Origin of the sequence: Undibacterium sp. Tian12W (genome assembly GCF_049339405.1) — a bacterium.
GTDB lineage: Bacteria > Pseudomonadota > Gammaproteobacteria > Burkholderiales > Burkholderiaceae_D > Undibacterium.
Genome location: NZ_JBMPPK010000010.1, coordinates 153,090 through 169,959, shown reverse-complemented (window position 1 = coordinate 169,959; position 16,870 = coordinate 153,090). Strand labels below are relative to the sequence as shown.

Genomic DNA, 16,870 nt, shown 5'->3' with positions numbered 1-16,870 from the left:
CAGGAGCAACAATAAACTGCTTTTATCATAGTAGCAGAATGCCATATGAGTGAAAGGCAGAATTACACCCTTGATGTGCAAGAAATGGTTAAGCTGTCTGGCAGCAACAAAAAAGCCTGCCCAAACAAGTTTGAACAGGCTTTTTCAGTTTATTTTGCAGGTCTTTTTGCAAAATACTCAAGATGCGGTTTTATTCTATAACTTCATTCAAAGAATTTTTTGACCTTGTCCATCCAGGTTTTGCTTTGCGGATTGTGCTTGGAGCCGCCTTCTACCGTCAGCTTTTCAAAGTCACGCAAGAGTTCTTTTTGCTTTTCTGTCAGTTTCACCGGTGTTTCGATGACAACGTGGCAGAACAAATCACCCGCATAACCAGAGCGCACGCCCTTCACACCCTTGCTGCGCAGGCGGAAAGTCTTGCCTGACTGGGTGCCTTCAGGCACGGTGAAAGATGCCTTTCCGCTCAAGGTTGGTACTTCGATATCGCCACCCAGTGCTGCCTTGACAAAGGAGATAGGGATTTCGCAGTGCAGGTCATCGCCTTCACGCTGAAATACCGGATGCTGCTTGATATGGATTTCTACATACAAATCACCTGGGGGGCCGCCATTGACGCCTGGCTCACCATTGCCGGATGAACGTATGCGCATGCCGTCGTCAATACCAGCCGGTATCTTGACTTCCAGAGTCTTGTTACGTTTGATACGACCAACGCCGGAGCAGCTAGGGCAAGGGTCAGGAATCATTTTGCCTGTGCCATGACATTTGGGACAAGTCTGCTGTATGCTGAACAAGCCCTGCTGCATGCGTACCTGGCCATGACCGGCGCAAGTAGTACAGGTAACCGGCGAAGTGCCTGGCTTGGCGCCAGAACCGTGACAAGTCTCGCAAGAATCCCAGCTAGGTACGCGGATGGTGGTATCAAAACCGTTGGCAGCCTGCTCCAGTGAGATTTCAAGGTTGTAGCGCAAATCGGCACCACGATATACTTGCGGGCCCGCATTACGGCGACCGCCACCACCAAAGATATCACCGAAAATATCACCAAAGGCATCCGCAAAACCACCTGCGCCACCACCGCCGCCGCCACCCATATTCGGATCGACACCGGCGTGACCATAGCGGTCATAGGCATCGCGCTTCTGGCTGTCGGAAAGCATCTCGTAAGCCTCTTTGGCTTCCTTGAATTTTTCTTCCGCGACCTTACTGTCCGGATTGCGGTCCGGATGGTATTTCATCGCCATTTTGCGATAGGCCTTCTTGATTTCTTCTTCAGTGGCGTTTTTGCCTAACTCAAGAATCTCGTAAAAATCACGCTTCGCCATCTCTTGTTAACCTCAGTATTGTTCTTGAACTTAAGTCTAGGACTTCAGCATAAACTTAAGCATAAAACTTAAGCGCAAACGCCGGGCAGGCACCGCAATGCGAGCCACCCGGCGCATCATGACGGGCAAGCCCGTCAAAGTAGATATTACTTGCTGTCTTTGACTTCTTTGAAGTCAGCATCGACTACATCATCATCTTTAGGTTTGGCATCTGCACCGGCAGCGCCTGCACCACCGGCCGCACCTGCTGCTGCCTGTTGTGCCTGCATGTCGGCATAGACTTTTTCACCCAGCTTTTGTGATGCTGTCGATAATGCGCCCAGCTTGGTATCAATCTCAGCCTTGTCACCGGATTTCAAGACATCTTCCAGTTCCTTGATGGCGACTTCGATTTTCTCTTTTTCGCCAGCTTCGAGCTTGTCACCATGCTCAGCCAAAGCTTTCTTGGTGGAGTGCACCAGAGCGTCGCCCTGATTGCGGGACTCGGCCAGTTCCTTGACCTTTTTATCTTCTTCCGCGTTCAGTTCAGCGTCTTTGACCATTTTTTGGATTTCATCTTCTGTCAAACCAGAGTTGGCCTTGATCGTGATCTTGTTTTCTTTGCCTGTGGCTTTGTCTTTTGCACCTACGTGCAAGATACCATTGGCGTCGATGTCAAAAGTCACTTCAATCTGTGGTGTACCACGTGCTGCTGGTGGAATACCTTCGAGATTGAATTCGCCCAGGCCTTTATTGCCGGCAGCGATTTCGCGCTCACCCTGATAAACCTTGATCGTCACCGCAGGCTGGTTGTCGTCTGCAGTAGAGAATACCTGGCTGAACTTGGTCGGGATAGTCGTATTTTTCTGGATCATTTTGGTCATGACGCCGCCCAGGGTTTCGATACCCAGGGACAAAGGTGTCACGTCCAGCAACAACAGATCTTTACGGTCACCAGACAAGACAGAACCCTGGATCGCTGCACCAACGGCAACGGCTTCATCAGGATTAACGTCTTTACGTGGTTCTTTACCAAAAAATTCCTTGACCACGTCCTGCACTTTAGGCATACGTGTCATACCACCGACGAGGATGATGTCGTCGATGTCAGTTGTTTTCACGCCTGCATCCTTGATCGCCATGCGGCAAGGATCTATCGTTTTCTGGATCAATTCTTCAACCAGGGCTTCCAACTTGGCACGTGTGATTTTCAAATTCAAATGCACAGGTGCGCCGTTTGCCATGGCGATGTAAGGCTCGTTGATCTCAGTCTGTTGCGAGCTCGACAATTCGATTTTTGCACGTTCGGCAGAAGCCTTGATACGTTGCAAAGCGATAGGGTCTTTGGACAGGTCCAGACCATTGATCTTTTTGAATTCGTCGATGATGTAATCGATGATGCGTTGATCGAAATCTTCACCACCGAGGAAAGTATCGCCGTTTGTGGACAATACTTCAAATTGCATTTCGCCATCTACGTCAGCTATTTCAATAATGGAAACGTCGAAAGTACCGCCGCCCAAGTCATACACGGCAATCTTGCGGTCGCCTTTTTCTTTTTTGTCCAGACCAAAGGCCAGCGCAGCAGCAGTTGGCTCATTGATGATGCGTTTGACATCCAGACCGGCGATACGGCCAGCGTCTTTGGTTGCCTGACGTTGTGCATCATTAAAGTAAGCGGGAACAGTGATGACCGCTTCTGTCACTTCTTCACCGAGGTAATCCTCAGCGGTTTTTTTCATTTTGCGCAAAACTTCTGCAGAGATTTGCGGTGGAGCCAGTTTTTTGTCGCGCACGGACACCCATGCGTCGCCATTGTCAGCTTTGGAAATGGAGTAAGGCATCAGACCGATGTCTTTTTGCACTTCTTTTTCTTCGAACTTACGACCGATCAAGCGTTTTACCGCGAACAGTGTGTTCTTAGGATTTGTAACAGCCTGGCGTTTGGCGGATGCGCCAACCAGGATTTCGCCGTCTTCTTGATACGCAATGATGGAAGGCGTAGTACGAGCACCCTCTGCATTTTCTATCACTTTTGGCTGACCGCCTTCCATGATAGCAACGCAAGAATTGGTAGTACCCAAATCAATACCAATCATTTTTCCCATGATAATTCCCTCAGAATGTAGATTTTTTTGTCAATGTTGGTGAGTCAGTGCAATTTTTTTGCTGTAACTGACTCGTCTGTTTCGGATATATGGTAAAAAACACGCTTTTCAAGCCACTTTTGCGTGTATTTTTACGCTTTTCTTACTTTCCTTGCGCTACTGTCACTAAAGCCGGACGCAATAAACGGTCGGCAATGCTATAGCCTTTTTGCAATACTGTCACAACGGTATTTGCCTCTTGCTCGGCAGGCACCATGGAGATGGCCTGGTGTTTCATCGGGTCCAACTTGTCGCCCTGAACCGGGTTGACTTCGGTCAGACGATTTTTTTCAAATGCTGAGCTGAGTTGCTTCAAAGTCATTTCCACGCCTTCTTTCAGCGCTTCTATGGATGGTGTATCAATCTTCAGGGCCATTTCCAGGCTATCCTTGACTGGCACCATGGCTTCGGCAAAGCCTTCTATCGCAAATTTGTGTGCCTTGCTGATGTCTTCCTGGGCGCGGCGGCGGATGTTTTCACCCTCGGCCTTGGCACGCATGAAAGAATCTTGCAATTCTTGCACTTTTGCTTCCAGTTTGGCAATGACTTGCTCGGCGGTGTCCTGTACAGGCGCTGCAGCCTGGGCAGCTTCTGGTGCGGATGTCTGCACCGTTTCACCTTGAACTACGCCGTCCAGTTGAACTTCCGGCGCGGTGGCTTCTTTTATTTCTACCTTTTCCGCTTGCTGGTTTTCTTGCTCTTGCATACTTACTCTCCCGATCAAAAACGTACATTACCCCTGCATCTGGGGATATATCCTTACGATTTCAAGGCTTTATCAGCAAATTTTCCTGAACATCCCTTATTTGCGCCTGTTTGCCAGAACATGGGGGCTTTTGAGCTGCCTGCAAGCTACATTTAATGTACAAACGAACACATTTCGTAACAAAGTCAAAACAATTCATTACTGGCATATGCCGTGCTGCCTCCTAAAATGATGATTAAGAAATATCTCCATTGGAGGTTTAATCATGAAACTCTCACTCATCTCCCTGCTCTTGCTGGCCTATACCGTTGCCACCGTTGCCTGGATCTGCCTGTCGCAGACAAACCCGCTGGCCTCTTAATCCAACAAGACATAGCAACATTTTCATATTGGCAAGTTTATAAGCTCGCCCGCTGCTTTGCTGCGCGCTGTTACACGCTGCCCCGGACGGCCTGTACATAAATAATTGCCAAAACATATTAAATAAACGCATAGATTAGTAGGCCCCTTCAACGAAAGCGCGCTCTTCTCAAGTAAAATCGCCTGTTGCGAGCAATTCAGCAGATTTCAGCGATTATTAGAGGAGTGAGGCATGATTTTTGTCACAGGGGGCGCAGGTTTCATCGGTGCCAATTTTGTTCTGGACTGGCTGGCCCAGTCAGATGAGTCCGTACTCAATTACGACAAACTGACCTATGCCGGTAATTTGAACAACCTGGCCAGCCTGAATAATGACGCACGCCATGTGTTTGTCAAAGGTGACATCGTTGATAGCGCGCATCTGTGCGGCTTGTTTTTTGAATATCAACCCAGGGCTATCGTCCACTTCGCAGCAGAAAGCCATGTAGATCGCTCCATCCATGGCCCGGCAGCCTTTGTAACGACCAATGTCAACGGCACCTTCAACTTGCTGGAAGCGGCACGCACTTACTGGCAAAGCCTGGAAGGCGAAGACAAGGCCAACTTCCGTTTCCTGCATATTTCTACTGATGAAGTATATGGCACGCTGGCTGCAGACGATGCGGCATTTAGCGAAACCACGGCCTACGCACCGAACAGCCCTTATTCAGCCACCAAGGCAGCGTCCGACCATCTGGTACGCGCATATCACCATACCTATGGTTTGCCGGTACTGACGACCAATTGCTCAAACAATTACGGCCCTTACCACTTCCCGGAAAAACTGATACCGCTGATCATAGCCAATGCCCGCGCAGGCAAAGATTTGCCGGTGTATGGAGATGGCTTGCAAGTACGTGACTGGTTGTATGTGAAGGACCATTGCGCAGCAATCCGCCGCGTACTTGACGCTGGCAAACCCGGAGAAACCTATAACGTCGGTGGCTGGAATGAGCAAACCAATTTGAGCGTGGTGCATACCTTGTGTGAATTGCTTGACGAGCTGCAACCCAAAGCGCAAGGCAGTTACAAGGACCAGATCAGGCATGTGACTGACAGGCCAGGCCATGACCGTCGCTATGCGATTGATGCCCGCAAGATAGAAAAAGAACTGGGCTGGAAGCCGCAAGAGACTTTCACTACCGGCCTCAGAAAAACCGTGGAATGGTATCTGGCCAATGATGAGTGGACCAAGCAGGTACAGTCTGGCGAATACCTGAAGTGGGTAGCGCTGCAATATGAAGAAGATGAAGACGGGGACGTAGTATGAGTGGCAACAACATGGCCAGTACTTCGGCACGCAAAGGAATTATCCTGGCCGGTGGTTCAGGCACGCGACTGTATCCGGTGACACAGGCGATATCCAAGCAATTGCTGCCAGTCTATGACAAGCCCATGATTTATTACCCGCTGACATCGCTGATGCTGGCGGGGATACGTGACATCCTGATTATTTCCACACCGCAGGACACGCCACGCTTTGCCGAATTGCTGGGCAATGGCAATCAATGGGGCATACAACTGAGTTACGCCGTCCAGCCCTCACCCGATGGCCTGGCGCAAGCCTTTATCATAGGCCGTGAATTTGTAGGCAATGCCAGCACGGCGCTGATACTTGGTGACAATATCTATTACGGCCATGATTTTGAGCCGCAAATGCGCCAGGCTGATGCACAGCAAAGCGGTGCAACCGTATTTGCCTATCATGTGCAAGATCCTGAACGCTATGGCGTTGTTGAATTCAATGAGAAACGTCAGGCTATCAGCATAGAAGAAAAACCGAAGACACCGAAATCGAATTACGCTGTCACTGGTCTGTATTTCTATGACAACCAGGTCTGTGACATCGCCGCCAGCATCAAGCCTTCAGCCCGGGGCGAACTCGAAATTACCGACGTCAATAATGAATATTTGAAGCAGGGTACGCTGAACGTGGAACTGATGGGCAGGGGCATGGCCTGGCTTGATACCGGCACCCATGAATCCCTGCTTGAAGCAGGACAATTCATCGCCACGATAGAAAAACGCCAGGGCCTGAAAGTAGCCTGCCCTGAAGAAATTGCCTACCGCCGCCATTACATCAGTGACGCCGACCTCGAAAAACTCGCGCAGCCACTGAAGAAAAATGAATATGGCCAGTATCTGTTGAAGTTACTGGACAAGAAAGCGTATTGAGAGATGAGAGTTTTACGATGAAAGTGGTAGAAACCGGCTTGCCCGGCGTACTGATACTTGAACCCAGAGTTTTTGGCGATGACCGTGGCTTTTTCTATGAAAGCTTTAATGCCCGCACCTTTGCTGAACTCACCGGCCTGGATGTCAATTTTGTGCAGGATAATCATTCCAAATCAGCCAAAAATGTCTTGCGCGGCCTGCATTACCAGATACAGCAAAGCCAGGGCAAACTGGTGCGCGTGATTGCCGGTAAAGTCTTTGATGTCGTCGTTGATCTGCGCAAGTCTTCACCGACTTTTGGCAAGTCTGAGACTGTCGTCCTGTCTGGAGAAAACAAGCGCCAGTTGTGGATACCGCCAGGCTTTGCCCATGGCTTTTTAGTCACTAGCGACAGCGCAGAATTTTTGTACAAGACCACCGATTACTGGGCACCGGAGCATGAACGCTGCCTGCTATGGAATGACCCGGTGCTGGACATCAACTGGCCCTTGCAGGATGCACCACTGCTGTCTGGCAAAGACCAGTTGGGCAAGTTGCTGGCAGATGCCGAGGTCTTTGCATGAGAATATTATTGACAGGCACGAGCGGGCAACTGGGCCATGCTCTCTTGCCACGCTTATCACGCCTGCCTGCAACGGCGATCATCCATGCGCCGCAAAGAGCAAAACTGGATTTGAGCAATGCCGCGCAATTGCGACTGTGCATCGCCGACTTCAAGCCTGACCTAATCATCAATCCGGCGGCTTATACCGCGGTAGATCTGGCCGAGAGCGAAGCAGAAAAGGCACATGCCATCAATGCGACTGCACCCGCCATCATGGCAGAAGAAGCACGCAAGCTTGGTGCAGGCCTGATCCATTATTCAACGGATTATGTCTTCGCCGGTGACAAGGCAGATGCTGATGGCAACTGGCAAGCCTATGCAGAAGCTGATGCAACAGGCCCCTTGAATGTATATGGCAAAACCAAGCTGGCAGGCGAGCAGGCCATCATCGCCAGTGGCTGCCAGCACCTGATCTTGCGCACCAGTTGGGTGTATTCAAACTTTGGCAAGAATTTTTTCCTGACCATGCTGAAGCTGGCGAGTGAACGCGACCAGTTGCGCGTCGTCAATGACCAGTGGGGCACGCCCAATTCGGCTGACTGGCTGGCTGCTGCTACTTGCGAGATACTGGCTCAGCTACAGCAATCCACAGATACAGCGGCATGGTGGCAGCAATTTGGCGGTGTGTATCACCTGAGTGCTACAGGCGCAACCAACTGGTTTGACTTTGCCACCGCCATCATAGAACTGGCAGACCAGCAAAACAAACTGGGCAAGGCTGCGCCGCAGATCATCGGCATACCGGCCAGTGAATATCCTGTGCCTGCGCGTCGCCCGCACAACTCTTTATTGAATACAGAAAAATTGCAGGCTGCTTTTGGATTGTCTATACCAGACTGGCGCATCCCTCTGGATGCCTGCATGCAAAGCGTGCAAGCGCCTGCTTTTGCATCACTCCACACAACAACTCAAGCTCAAGGTCAGACCACGTGAAACTGCAAATGATACCTATGCGCGTGCTCGGTGATGAGCGCGGCAGCCTGGTCGCCGTCGAGGCCAATCAGGACATCCCTTTTCCTATCGCCAGGGTCTACTATATTTTTGGTACGCTGGAAGGTGTGGAACGCGGCTTCCATGCCCACAAGACCTTGCAGCAAGTAGCAGTGGCGGTACGCGGTTCCTGCACCATGGTGTTTGATGACGGCAAAGAGCGCGTCGAACTGGAACTTGATTCTCCAGCCAAAGGCGTCTACATAGGCACACGCATCTGGCATGAAATGAAAAATTTCACTGAAGATTGCGTCTTGCTGGTGTTTGCTGACCAGCACTATGACGAGGCAGATTATTTGCGCAAGTATGATGAGTTTTTAGCTTATTTGCAGACTACTCCACAATCCTAGAAAATAGTTTTTTGCGATAAGACCTCTCAACACAGAGACACAGAGCCACAGAGAAAAACATGAGAGAAAATCAATGCAAACTCTCTGTGTCTCCATTCTTTTGAACGAATGGATAATATGAAACCTATACCTTATCTGGAACTCAAGCCTCAGCATCAGGATTTGCGAGCAGAGTTGAATCAGGCTTTTAATGAAGTATTGGATAGCGGCTGGTTCATCCAGGGCAAACAGCTGGAAGCCTTTGAAGCTGAATATGCTGCGTACTGCGGCAGCCAGTATTGCGTGGGTGTTGGCAATGGCATGGATGCGCTGCACCTGATCTTGCGTGCCTATGGCATAGGCGAAGGTGATGAAGTCATCGTACCTTCGAATACTTATATCGCCAGCTGGCTGGCGGTGTCGTATGCGGGTGCGACGCCAGTGGCAGTCGAGCCTGATCTGCCCACCTATAATATCGATCCGCAAAAAATTGCTGCGGCCATCACGCCGCGCACCAAGGCCATCATGGTCGTGCATCTGTATGGTCAGTTGGTGGATATGGACCCGATTATCGCCATCGCCCGCCAGCATGGTTTGAAGGTCATAGAAGATGCGGCACAGTCTCATGGCGCGACCTACAAGGGTCGTATTTCGGGCAGCATAGGTGATGCGGCCGGCCATAGTTTTTACCCAGGTAAAAACCTCGGTGCACTCGGTGACGCCGGTGCGGTGACCACGAACGATGCAGAGCTCGCGCACAAGCTCAGGGTCTTGCGCAACTATGGTTCGCAAATCAAATACCATAATGAAGTCAAAGGCTATAACTCGCGTCTTGATGAATTGCAGGCAGCCCTGCTGCGCGTCAAGCTCGGCAGGCTCGATGGCTGGAATGTACAGCGCCGTGCACTGGCACAGCAATATCAGGAAGGCTTGAAAGACTTGCCTGGTCTGGTGATACCTTTTGTGCCCGAGTGGTCTGAACCGGCCTGGCATGTTTACCCGGTACGTCATGCGCAACGCGATGCTCTGCAAAAACACTTGCAGCAGGCAGGCATAGGCACGCTGGTGCACTACCCTATTCCGCCACATCTGCAGGCAGCTTATGCTGAACTGAATTTGCCTGCAGGCAGCTTCCCGCTGTCAGAGCTGGTACACCGCGAAATCCTGAGCCTGCCGCTGGACCCGTATCTGGCATCTGAAGATGCCAGCCGCGTCATCGCCGCTGTACGCGAATTCGCCCTGCAAGCTGACTCGGCTACCTCAGTTACCAGATAATGACACTGGTACGTACCAGCCTGTTAAATGCAATTGCTGTCATGGTCAGGATGCTGACCATGCTGGGTCTGAACAAACTGCTGGCAGTGTATGTAGGGCCAGGCGGCTATGCCGTCATAGGCCAGTTCCAGAATGCTGTGACCATGATCTTGTCATTTGCCAGTGGTGCGATTTCCACAGGCGTGACCAAACACACTGCTGAACATGGCGACGATGCCGCTGCCCAGCAAAGAGTATGGGCCAGCGCCGCGCGTATCTCTATTTATTGCTCGCTGACGGCGTCTGTCGTCATTGCGGTATTTCACCAGCAACTGGCGGTATTGCTGTTAAAAGATGCGCAGTATGGCAGTGTGTTTTTATGGCTGGCTGCCAGCCTGGTGCTGTTTGTCTTGAATACACTCTTGCTAGCGATTTTGAATGGCAAGAAAGCAGTCGCCGCCTATGTAGGCGCGAATATCGCGACCAGCATAGTCACCCTGCTGGCAACCTGGTTGCTGGCCAGCGTCTGGGGCCTGTATGGTGCACTGGTCGCGCTGGCCGTGAACCAGTCTTTCGTCGCCATCATCACACTCGTGCTCTGCCTGCGCAGCAAGTGGTTCAGCTTTAGCATGCTGTTTGCAAAAACAGATAAGGGCATGCTGCGCAAACTCGGTGCATATGCTCTGATGGCCATCGTCACTGCCACAGTCGTGCCGTTGAGCCAGATGCTGATACGCAATCATCTGGTGCAAGACTTTGGCTGGCAAGATGCTGGTTACTGGCAGGCGGTGACACGCATCAGTGATATCTACCTGATGCTGATCACTACCACGCTGACGGTGTATTACCTGCCGCGCCTGGCAGAAATCAAGGTCGCGGCAGAACTGAAAAAAGAAATCGCCCGGGTATATCGCTTCGTTCTGCCTTTGACAGCGCTGGGTGCAGTCATGGTCTATCTCTTGCGTGACCTCATGCTGTGGCTAGTGTTCACTGAAGAATTTCGCCCCATGTTGCAGCTATTGGCCTGGCAACTGGTGGGGGACTTTATCAAGATAGGTAGCTGGGTGCTGGGCTTTGTCATGCTGGGCCGGGCGCTGACCACACCTTATGTGATTACCGAGATCGTCTTCAGCCTGTCGCTGGTTATCCTGACTTATCTGCTGACCCCGACCTTTGGCCTGCAGGGTGCGGTGATTGCTTTTTGCATTAACTATGTATTGTATTGGGCATGTATCGCCTGGATTTTGAAAAAATATGCCTACCGCTGAACGCCCACCCAAGCTCGCCAGTTTTATACAGGCATGCATCGCCCGTGTACTCGCGGCTGGAGAGCTCGATAGCTGCATACGGCGCGCCCGCGCGCTGGGCGAGCTGCTATGGAAAAACAATCTGGGCCAGTATGCCTTGGTTGAACTGGAACAGACTTTACTGCAACGCTACCAGCATTTATTCACAGCGCCGGCACAAACAGACATCCAGGCAACTTATCTGCATGTATTGAGCCAGGCTTATACCGCCAGCGGCCATACCCGCGTCGTTGAACACCTGATCGCCAGCCAGGCTTTGCAGGATTCTGCGGTACTGGTAACAGAAAAAGCACCGCCTGCTACCTGGGAAAAACTGAGTACACCCGGCCATCCCTGCATCTGCCTGCCCAGGTACAGCGACAGGCAAGAAAAGATACAGGCCTTGCTGAATCAATTTGCACAATACAAAATCCTTGTGCTGCATATCCACCCTTATGACGTCGATGCTGTCATCGCGGCAGGATTAGCCAGGCAATTGTGCGGCACCCGCATTTATATGTACAACCATGCAGACCATGTATTTTCTTACGGTCACGGCATCGCAGATGTAGTGCTCGAGCTCAGTTATTTTGGCTGGGAACTCAGCAAGCTGCGCGGCACACATGAGAAATGCGTGTTTGCAGGCATCCCCTTAAAATTGCCGGATACCACCACCGAACGGCTGGAAAATGCCACCGGCCATATTGCCAGCGCAGGATCAGCCTATAAATATAAACCGGGCGGTGCGTATTCCTTCCCTGATTTTGCAGTGCAACTACAAGCCAGGACGGGACGCAAACTGATGTTGATAGGCCCCAACCTGAAAACCAACTGGTGGTGGTGGAAGCCTGCGCGGCAGATGGGCGAGCAGGCGATTTTCCACAAGCGCATGGCATATCAGGATTATCTGGCCTGTATGCGCGATGCCAGTGTGTATGTCGATAGTTTTCCGCTGACCGGTGGCACGGCCTTCCCGGAAATGGCAGTCAAGGGCCTGCCCTGCTTTGGCATATTGACAGGCGCGCACGGCTATTCCCCAGCAGACCAGCTCAAATCAGGCAGTCAGGATACCTTGCTGGATGATATGGATTATTATCTGCAACAAAAGCAGCAACGCCCCGGCTTAGACCAGGCTGTCATACTGCAAGAAATCAGGCAAGCGCACGGCATAGAACAGGTTGCACGCCGCATCAGTATGGCAGAAACAGCGAATGCGCAAGAAAAACAGCCGCCATGGTTAAATCCGGCACCTATAAACTGTGATTTCTATGAGAAAATCTGGTACACAAGGAAATTGTTCACGCCGCCCATCCATAATTTCCCTGACTGGAAACTGGGCGTATTATTTTTAAAGTATTGGATACAAAGTCGGCAGCCTGGTCACCAGACTTAGTGCTGCAGCTAATTTATGATACATGTCGCAATCGTCAGTCACGGCCATGAAAACCTGCTTATTGCAAGCGGCATGGGTGGCCTGCGCGATGCCGCTGAAGGCATGCATGTATGGATCAAGGATAATCAGCCTTCGCCGGAGTTGAAAGCCTATTGCCTGCAACATGGCGTTTCTTACGTAGATGATAAACCTGGCCTCGGTTTTGGTGAAAACAATAATTACCTGTTTGACCTGATCAGCAGCAGCATAGGTTTTGCTGAAGGTGACAGTTTTATCGTCATGAATCCTGACATCACCATCACTGCTGACACTATCTTCACGCTGGTAGAGAACATGCGGCGTGATGCATTTCCGGTGGCGACCATCAATCTCTACCGCGATGACCAGCACCTGTATGTGGATGCGAATGTACGCCGCTTCCCGAATGTGATTTCTTTATTGCGCATGGTGGCAGTGCGTTCCCTGTCCGAGCCCTATGACAAGAAAACCATGACAGAAACCTGCCATGTCGATTGGGCTTCTGGTGCCTTCCTGGCTTTTGATGCACTGCACTATCAGGCCCTGCAAGGTTTTGATACCCGCTATTTTATGTATTTTGAAGATGTGGATATCTGTTACCGCTCCAAGCAATTGCTGGGCAAGGGTATACGTTTTTATCCGCAACTTGATGCCACCCACACTGCCGCCCACAAAAACCGCAACCTGGTATCACGCCATGCGAGCTGGTTTTTCCGCAGCTTCCTCAAATTTTTGTCGCGCCGCTATTTTGTCTATGACAGGCGGTCGAATTTGCCTGCTGCCAAATAAGGTATGAAGCAGCAAATCTTGTTGACCGGTGCCAGCGGCTTTGTCGGCCAGGCTCTTGCCCGCGCCTGCCTGACTCAGGATGTTGCCCTGATTTGCCCCAGCCGCCGTCCCCTGGCCTGGCAGGCTGCAGGCATGCGCAATCCCATTGTCAGCGACATGAAGGCTGACACTGACTGGTCTGCCCATTTGCAAGGCGTGGATATCGTCATCCATAGCGCAGCGCGGGTACATGTAATGCAAGAGACAGCCAGCGACCCTCTCGCGCAGTTCCGTGCTGTGAATGTCGATGCCAGCCTGCAACTGGCGCGTCAGGCAGCAGCGGCGGGCGTCAGGCAATTTATTTACCTGAGTTCAGTCAAGGTGAATGGCGAAGCGACCTTGCCAGGTCATCCATATACCGCTGATGACCAACCCTTGCCGCAAGATGCGTATGGCATATCCAAAATGGAGGCAGAGCAGGCCTTGCTGCAACTGGCACAGACAACGGGCATGGCTGTCACCATCATACGTCCGCCACTGGTGTATGGGCCGGGCGTCAAGGCTAATTTCCTGAGCATGCTGCGCATGGTGCGCCGTAGCCTGCCTTTGCCCTTGGGCAGCATACGCAACCAGCGCAGCTTTGTGTATCTTGGCAATCTGGTTGATCTTGTCCTGCATTGCCGTTTGAACGAAGCGGCGCGCAACCAGGTTTTCCTGGCATCCGATGGCAGGGATTTATCGACGACAGAATTATTGCGCCTGTGCGCGCAGGCCTTGCAAGTCAAGTCGAAGTTATTACCGTTCCCTGCCGCTTTGCTGACAATCGCAGCCAGCATGCTGGGCAAGAAAAATGTGGCTGACCGTTTGTGCCAGTCATTGCAAGTCGATATCAGCAAAACCAGAAAGCTGCTGGCCTGGTCGCCGCCCTATACTGTAGAACAAGGCTTGCAGGCTACAGCCGCAGCCATACCCGTTGAATGAAAAATATGTTGAAGCGCCTTTTCGATCTCGTCCTTGCCCTGACCGCCAGCCTGTTTTTGATCCTGCCATTGATCATCGTTGCCATCTGCGTCAAGCTGACTTCACGCGGCCCCATGGTTTACTGGTCAGACCGGGTCGGGCGTAATAATGCCATTTTCAAGATGCCCAAGTTCCGCAGCATGCTCATCGACACACCGGCGGTTGCCACACATTTGCTCGCCAATCCTGATCAATACCTGACGCCCATCGGTTCTTTCCTGCGCAAATCCAGCCTCGATGAATTGCCGCAATTGTGGAGCATACTGCGTGGCGACATGAGTTTTGTCGGCCCACGCCCTGCGCTGTTCAACCAGCATGACCTGATTGCCCTGCGCACTGAAAAGCAAGTGCACACTATCCCGCCTGGCCTGACGGGTTGGGCACAGATCAACGGCAGGGATGAATTACCTATTCCTGTCAAAGTAGATCTCGATGCTTATTACCTGCAGCATCAGTCCTTCATGCTGGATATCCGCATCTTGTTCCTGACCTTTTACAAGGTGGTGCGTCGTGATGGTGTTACACATTAATAAGGCTGCGCTATCATGATGCAATCCGTACTCAATCTGCCCCGCCTGCAAAAACAGTTGATAGCCGCCCTGGCTGACGCCGTATGCCTGCCGCTGATGTTTATCCTGGCGATCTGGCTGCGTTATGAAACCTTTAATGCCAGCCTGTTCAATCATTACTTCTGGCTCATCGTTTCTTCTTCCCTGATCGCCATACCGGTATTCATACGCATAGGTTTGTACCGTGCCGTGATCCGCTTCATCGATCAAAAAATCATCAGCGTGGTGGTCTTTGGTGTCACCCTGTCAGTGTTGTTCATGGCCTTTGTGGCGGTGATGCTGCATATCACGCCTTTGTCGCGTGCGGTGTTTGGTTTTTTCTGGGCAGGTTCCATCCTGTATGTGGGGGCCAGCCGCTTCCTGGCCAGGGCCTGGCTGTTGCAGGCCGACATGGCCGAGAACGCCACCCGCATTGCCATCTATGGGGCGGGCAAGGCTGGTGCACAACTGGCCACTGCCCTGCGTGCCGGTGGTGAATATGTCTGCAATGCCTTCATCGACGACAATAAATCGATACAGGGTTCTACCATAGGTGGCGTCAAGGTATTTGCACCTGAATTGTTGAAGGACCTGGCTGAACGCCACGATATACGCGAAATCCTGCTGGCCATGCCCAGCATCAGCAAGACCAGACAAAAGCAGATACTTGACCAGCTCGAATCGCTGAAACTGAAGATCAAGGTCACGCCATCAATACAAAGCCTGGTGAATGGCGAATTGCGCTTGCAGGATATACGCGAAGTAGAGATAGAAGACTTGCTGGGCCGCGACCAGGTAGAACCCGATACCCGCCTGCTGAGTATCTGCATCACTGGCAAGCGTGTCATGGTGACGGGTGCCGGTGGCTCGATAGGTTCTGAATTATGCCGCCAGATCTTGCGCCAGCGCCCGGCCAAACTGGTCTTGCTGGAAATGTCGGAATACGCCCTGTACGCCATAGAGCAGGAACTGACTGGCCTGCGCCAGCAACTGAAGCTTGATGTGGAGATATTACCCTTCCTCGGTTCCATACTCGACAGCGCCAAGCTTGACCGCATCTTCACCACCTGTGAAGTTGAGACCCTGTACCACGCTGCTGCCTACAAGCATGTGCCGCTGGTCGAGCATAACCCGGCAGAAGGCATACGCAATAATGTGTTTGGTACACTGTCCGTCGCGCAGGCAGCGATGGCGGCAAAGGTCAAGAATTTTGTGTTGATTTCTACCGACAAGGCAGTGCGCCCGACCAATGTCATGGGCGCCACCAAGCGTCTGGCCGAACTGATCTTGCAAGCCTGCTCACGCCGCCAGCAACATACCCGTTTTTGCATGGTGCGCTTTGGCAATGTGCTGGGCTCATCCGGTTCTGTCGTCCCCTTGTTCCGCAAGCAGATCATGGCAGGTGGCCCCATCACTTTGACTCATCCAGAGATCACCCGCTATTTCATGACCATCCCCGAGGCTGCGCAACTGGTCTTGCAGGCCGGTGCCATGGGTGAAGGCGGTGATGTGTTTGTGCTCGACATGGGCGAACCGGTGCGTATCATCGACCTCGCACGCCGCATGGTGCATCTGAGCGGTCTCGAAGTGAAAAGCGAAAACACGCCAGACGGGACCATAGAAATCCAGCATGTAGGCCTGCGCCCCGGTGAAAAACTGTATGAAGAATTGCTGATAGGCGACAATGTTGAAGGCACTTCCCACCCGCTGATCATGCGCGCCCAGGAGAGCGAGTTGCCATGGGATCAACTCAATGCCCTGTTGCAAAACCTGCAAACTGCCTGCACCGCCTTTGATTATGAGCAAATCCGTGCCCTGCTGCTGCAAATAGTGGCAGAATATGAACCACAATGCGGTATTGAAGACCTGATCTGGCAAGCCCAGCAAACTGGCCCCAAAGACCAGACGGCCACCGGGCTGCTCCACTGA

General features: G+C 51.8%; 16 protein-coding genes. 13 read left to right on the top strand and 3 right to left on the bottom strand.

What is annotated here, in order from left to right; translation table 11 throughout:
* The first annotated feature begins 45 nt into the window (after positions 1 to 45).
* Positions 46 to 201, top strand: coding sequence for a hypothetical protein (locus tag ACO0LI_RS14415; protein ID WP_423033137.1), 156 nt, complete (start codon positions 46 to 48; stop codon positions 199 to 201).
* A 2-nt stretch (positions 202 to 203) separates the two neighbouring features.
* On the opposite strand, the gene dnaJ is transcribed toward ACO0LI_RS14415, so the two are convergent.
* From dnaJ to grpE, 3 genes are all read right to left on the bottom strand, one after another.
* Positions 204 to 1,325 (bottom strand): molecular chaperone DnaJ, encoded by a 1,122-nt coding sequence (gene dnaJ, locus ACO0LI_RS14410; protein ID WP_422950841.1) that lies wholly within the window; start codon positions 1,323 to 1,325, stop codon positions 204 to 206.
* A 146-nt stretch (positions 1,326 to 1,471) separates the two neighbouring features.
* On the bottom strand, positions 1,472 to 3,412 hold the full coding sequence (dnaK, locus tag ACO0LI_RS14405; protein WP_422950840.1) for a molecular chaperone DnaK: 1,941 nt from the start codon (positions 3,410 to 3,412) through the stop codon (positions 1,472 to 1,474).
* A 142-nt stretch (positions 3,413 to 3,554) separates the two neighbouring features.
* Positions 3,555 to 4,157, bottom strand: coding sequence for a nucleotide exchange factor GrpE (gene grpE / locus ACO0LI_RS14400; RefSeq protein ID WP_422950839.1), 603 nt, complete (start codon positions 4,155 to 4,157; stop codon positions 3,555 to 3,557).
* 592 nt (positions 4,158 to 4,749) lie between these two features.
* Here grpE and rfbB point away from each other — a divergent pair.
* The 12 genes from rfbB (at position 4,750) to ACO0LI_RS14340 (ending at position 16,870) form a co-directional block, all read left to right on the top strand.
* Positions 4,750 to 5,826, top strand: a complete 1,077-nt coding sequence (gene rfbB / locus ACO0LI_RS14395; RefSeq protein ID WP_423033135.1) for a dTDP-glucose 4,6-dehydratase — start codon at positions 4,750 to 4,752, stop codon at positions 5,824 to 5,826.
* A complete protein-coding gene (gene rfbA / locus ACO0LI_RS14390; protein WP_232063086.1) occupies positions 5,823 to 6,731 on the top strand; it encodes a glucose-1-phosphate thymidylyltransferase RfbA in 909 nt (302 codons plus the stop codon). The genes rfbB and rfbA overlap by 4 nt, the downstream gene beginning before the upstream one ends.
* A gap of 17 nt (positions 6,732 to 6,748) precedes the next feature.
* Positions 6,749 to 7,294 carry a dTDP-4-dehydrorhamnose 3,5-epimerase gene (gene rfbC / locus ACO0LI_RS14385; protein WP_423033133.1) on the top strand — a complete coding sequence of 182 codons (546 nt, stop codon included), beginning with the start codon at positions 6,749 to 6,751 and terminating at the stop codon, positions 7,292 to 7,294.
* A complete protein-coding gene (gene rfbD, locus ACO0LI_RS14380; RefSeq protein WP_423033131.1) occupies positions 7,291 to 8,268 on the top strand; it encodes a dTDP-4-dehydrorhamnose reductase in 978 nt (325 codons plus the stop codon). Before rfbC ends, rfbD begins: the two co-directional genes overlap by 4 nt.
* Complete coding sequence (locus ACO0LI_RS14375) at positions 8,265 to 8,675, top strand: sugar 3,4-ketoisomerase (RefSeq protein WP_423033129.1); 411 nt, start codon at positions 8,265 to 8,267, stop codon at positions 8,673 to 8,675. Before rfbD ends, ACO0LI_RS14375 begins: the two co-directional genes overlap by 4 nt.
* A gap of 117 nt (positions 8,676 to 8,792) precedes the next feature.
* Entirely contained in the window at positions 8,793 to 9,929 is a 1,137-nt protein-coding gene (locus ACO0LI_RS14370; RefSeq protein WP_423033125.1) for a DegT/DnrJ/EryC1/StrS family aminotransferase, read from the top strand.
* Complete coding sequence (locus ACO0LI_RS14365; RefSeq protein ID WP_423033123.1) at positions 9,929 to 11,176, top strand: O-antigen translocase; 1,248 nt, start codon at positions 9,929 to 9,931, stop codon at positions 11,174 to 11,176. Before ACO0LI_RS14370 ends, ACO0LI_RS14365 begins: the two co-directional genes overlap by 1 nt.
* Positions 11,163 to 12,587, top strand: coding sequence for a hypothetical protein (locus tag ACO0LI_RS14360; RefSeq protein ID WP_423033121.1), 1,425 nt, complete (start codon positions 11,163 to 11,165; stop codon positions 12,585 to 12,587). Before ACO0LI_RS14365 ends, ACO0LI_RS14360 begins: the two co-directional genes overlap by 14 nt.
* A 15-nt stretch (positions 12,588 to 12,602) precedes the next feature.
* Positions 12,603 to 13,394 carry a hypothetical protein gene (locus tag ACO0LI_RS14355; protein ID WP_423033119.1) on the top strand — a complete coding sequence of 264 codons (792 nt, stop codon included), beginning with the start codon at positions 12,603 to 12,605 and terminating at the stop codon, positions 13,392 to 13,394.
* 3 nt (positions 13,395 to 13,397) lie between these two features.
* Entirely contained in the window at positions 13,398 to 14,354 is a 957-nt protein-coding gene (locus tag ACO0LI_RS14350) for a UDP-glucose 4-epimerase family protein (RefSeq protein WP_423033117.1), read from the top strand.
* 8 nt (positions 14,355 to 14,362) lie between these two features.
* On the top strand, positions 14,363 to 14,923 hold the full coding sequence (locus tag ACO0LI_RS14345) for a sugar transferase (RefSeq protein ID WP_423033295.1): 561 nt from the start codon (positions 14,363 to 14,365) through the stop codon (positions 14,921 to 14,923).
* An 18-nt stretch (positions 14,924 to 14,941) separates the two neighbouring features.
* A complete protein-coding gene (locus ACO0LI_RS14340; RefSeq protein ID WP_423033293.1) occupies positions 14,942 to 16,870 on the top strand; it encodes a polysaccharide biosynthesis protein in 1,929 nt (642 codons plus the stop codon).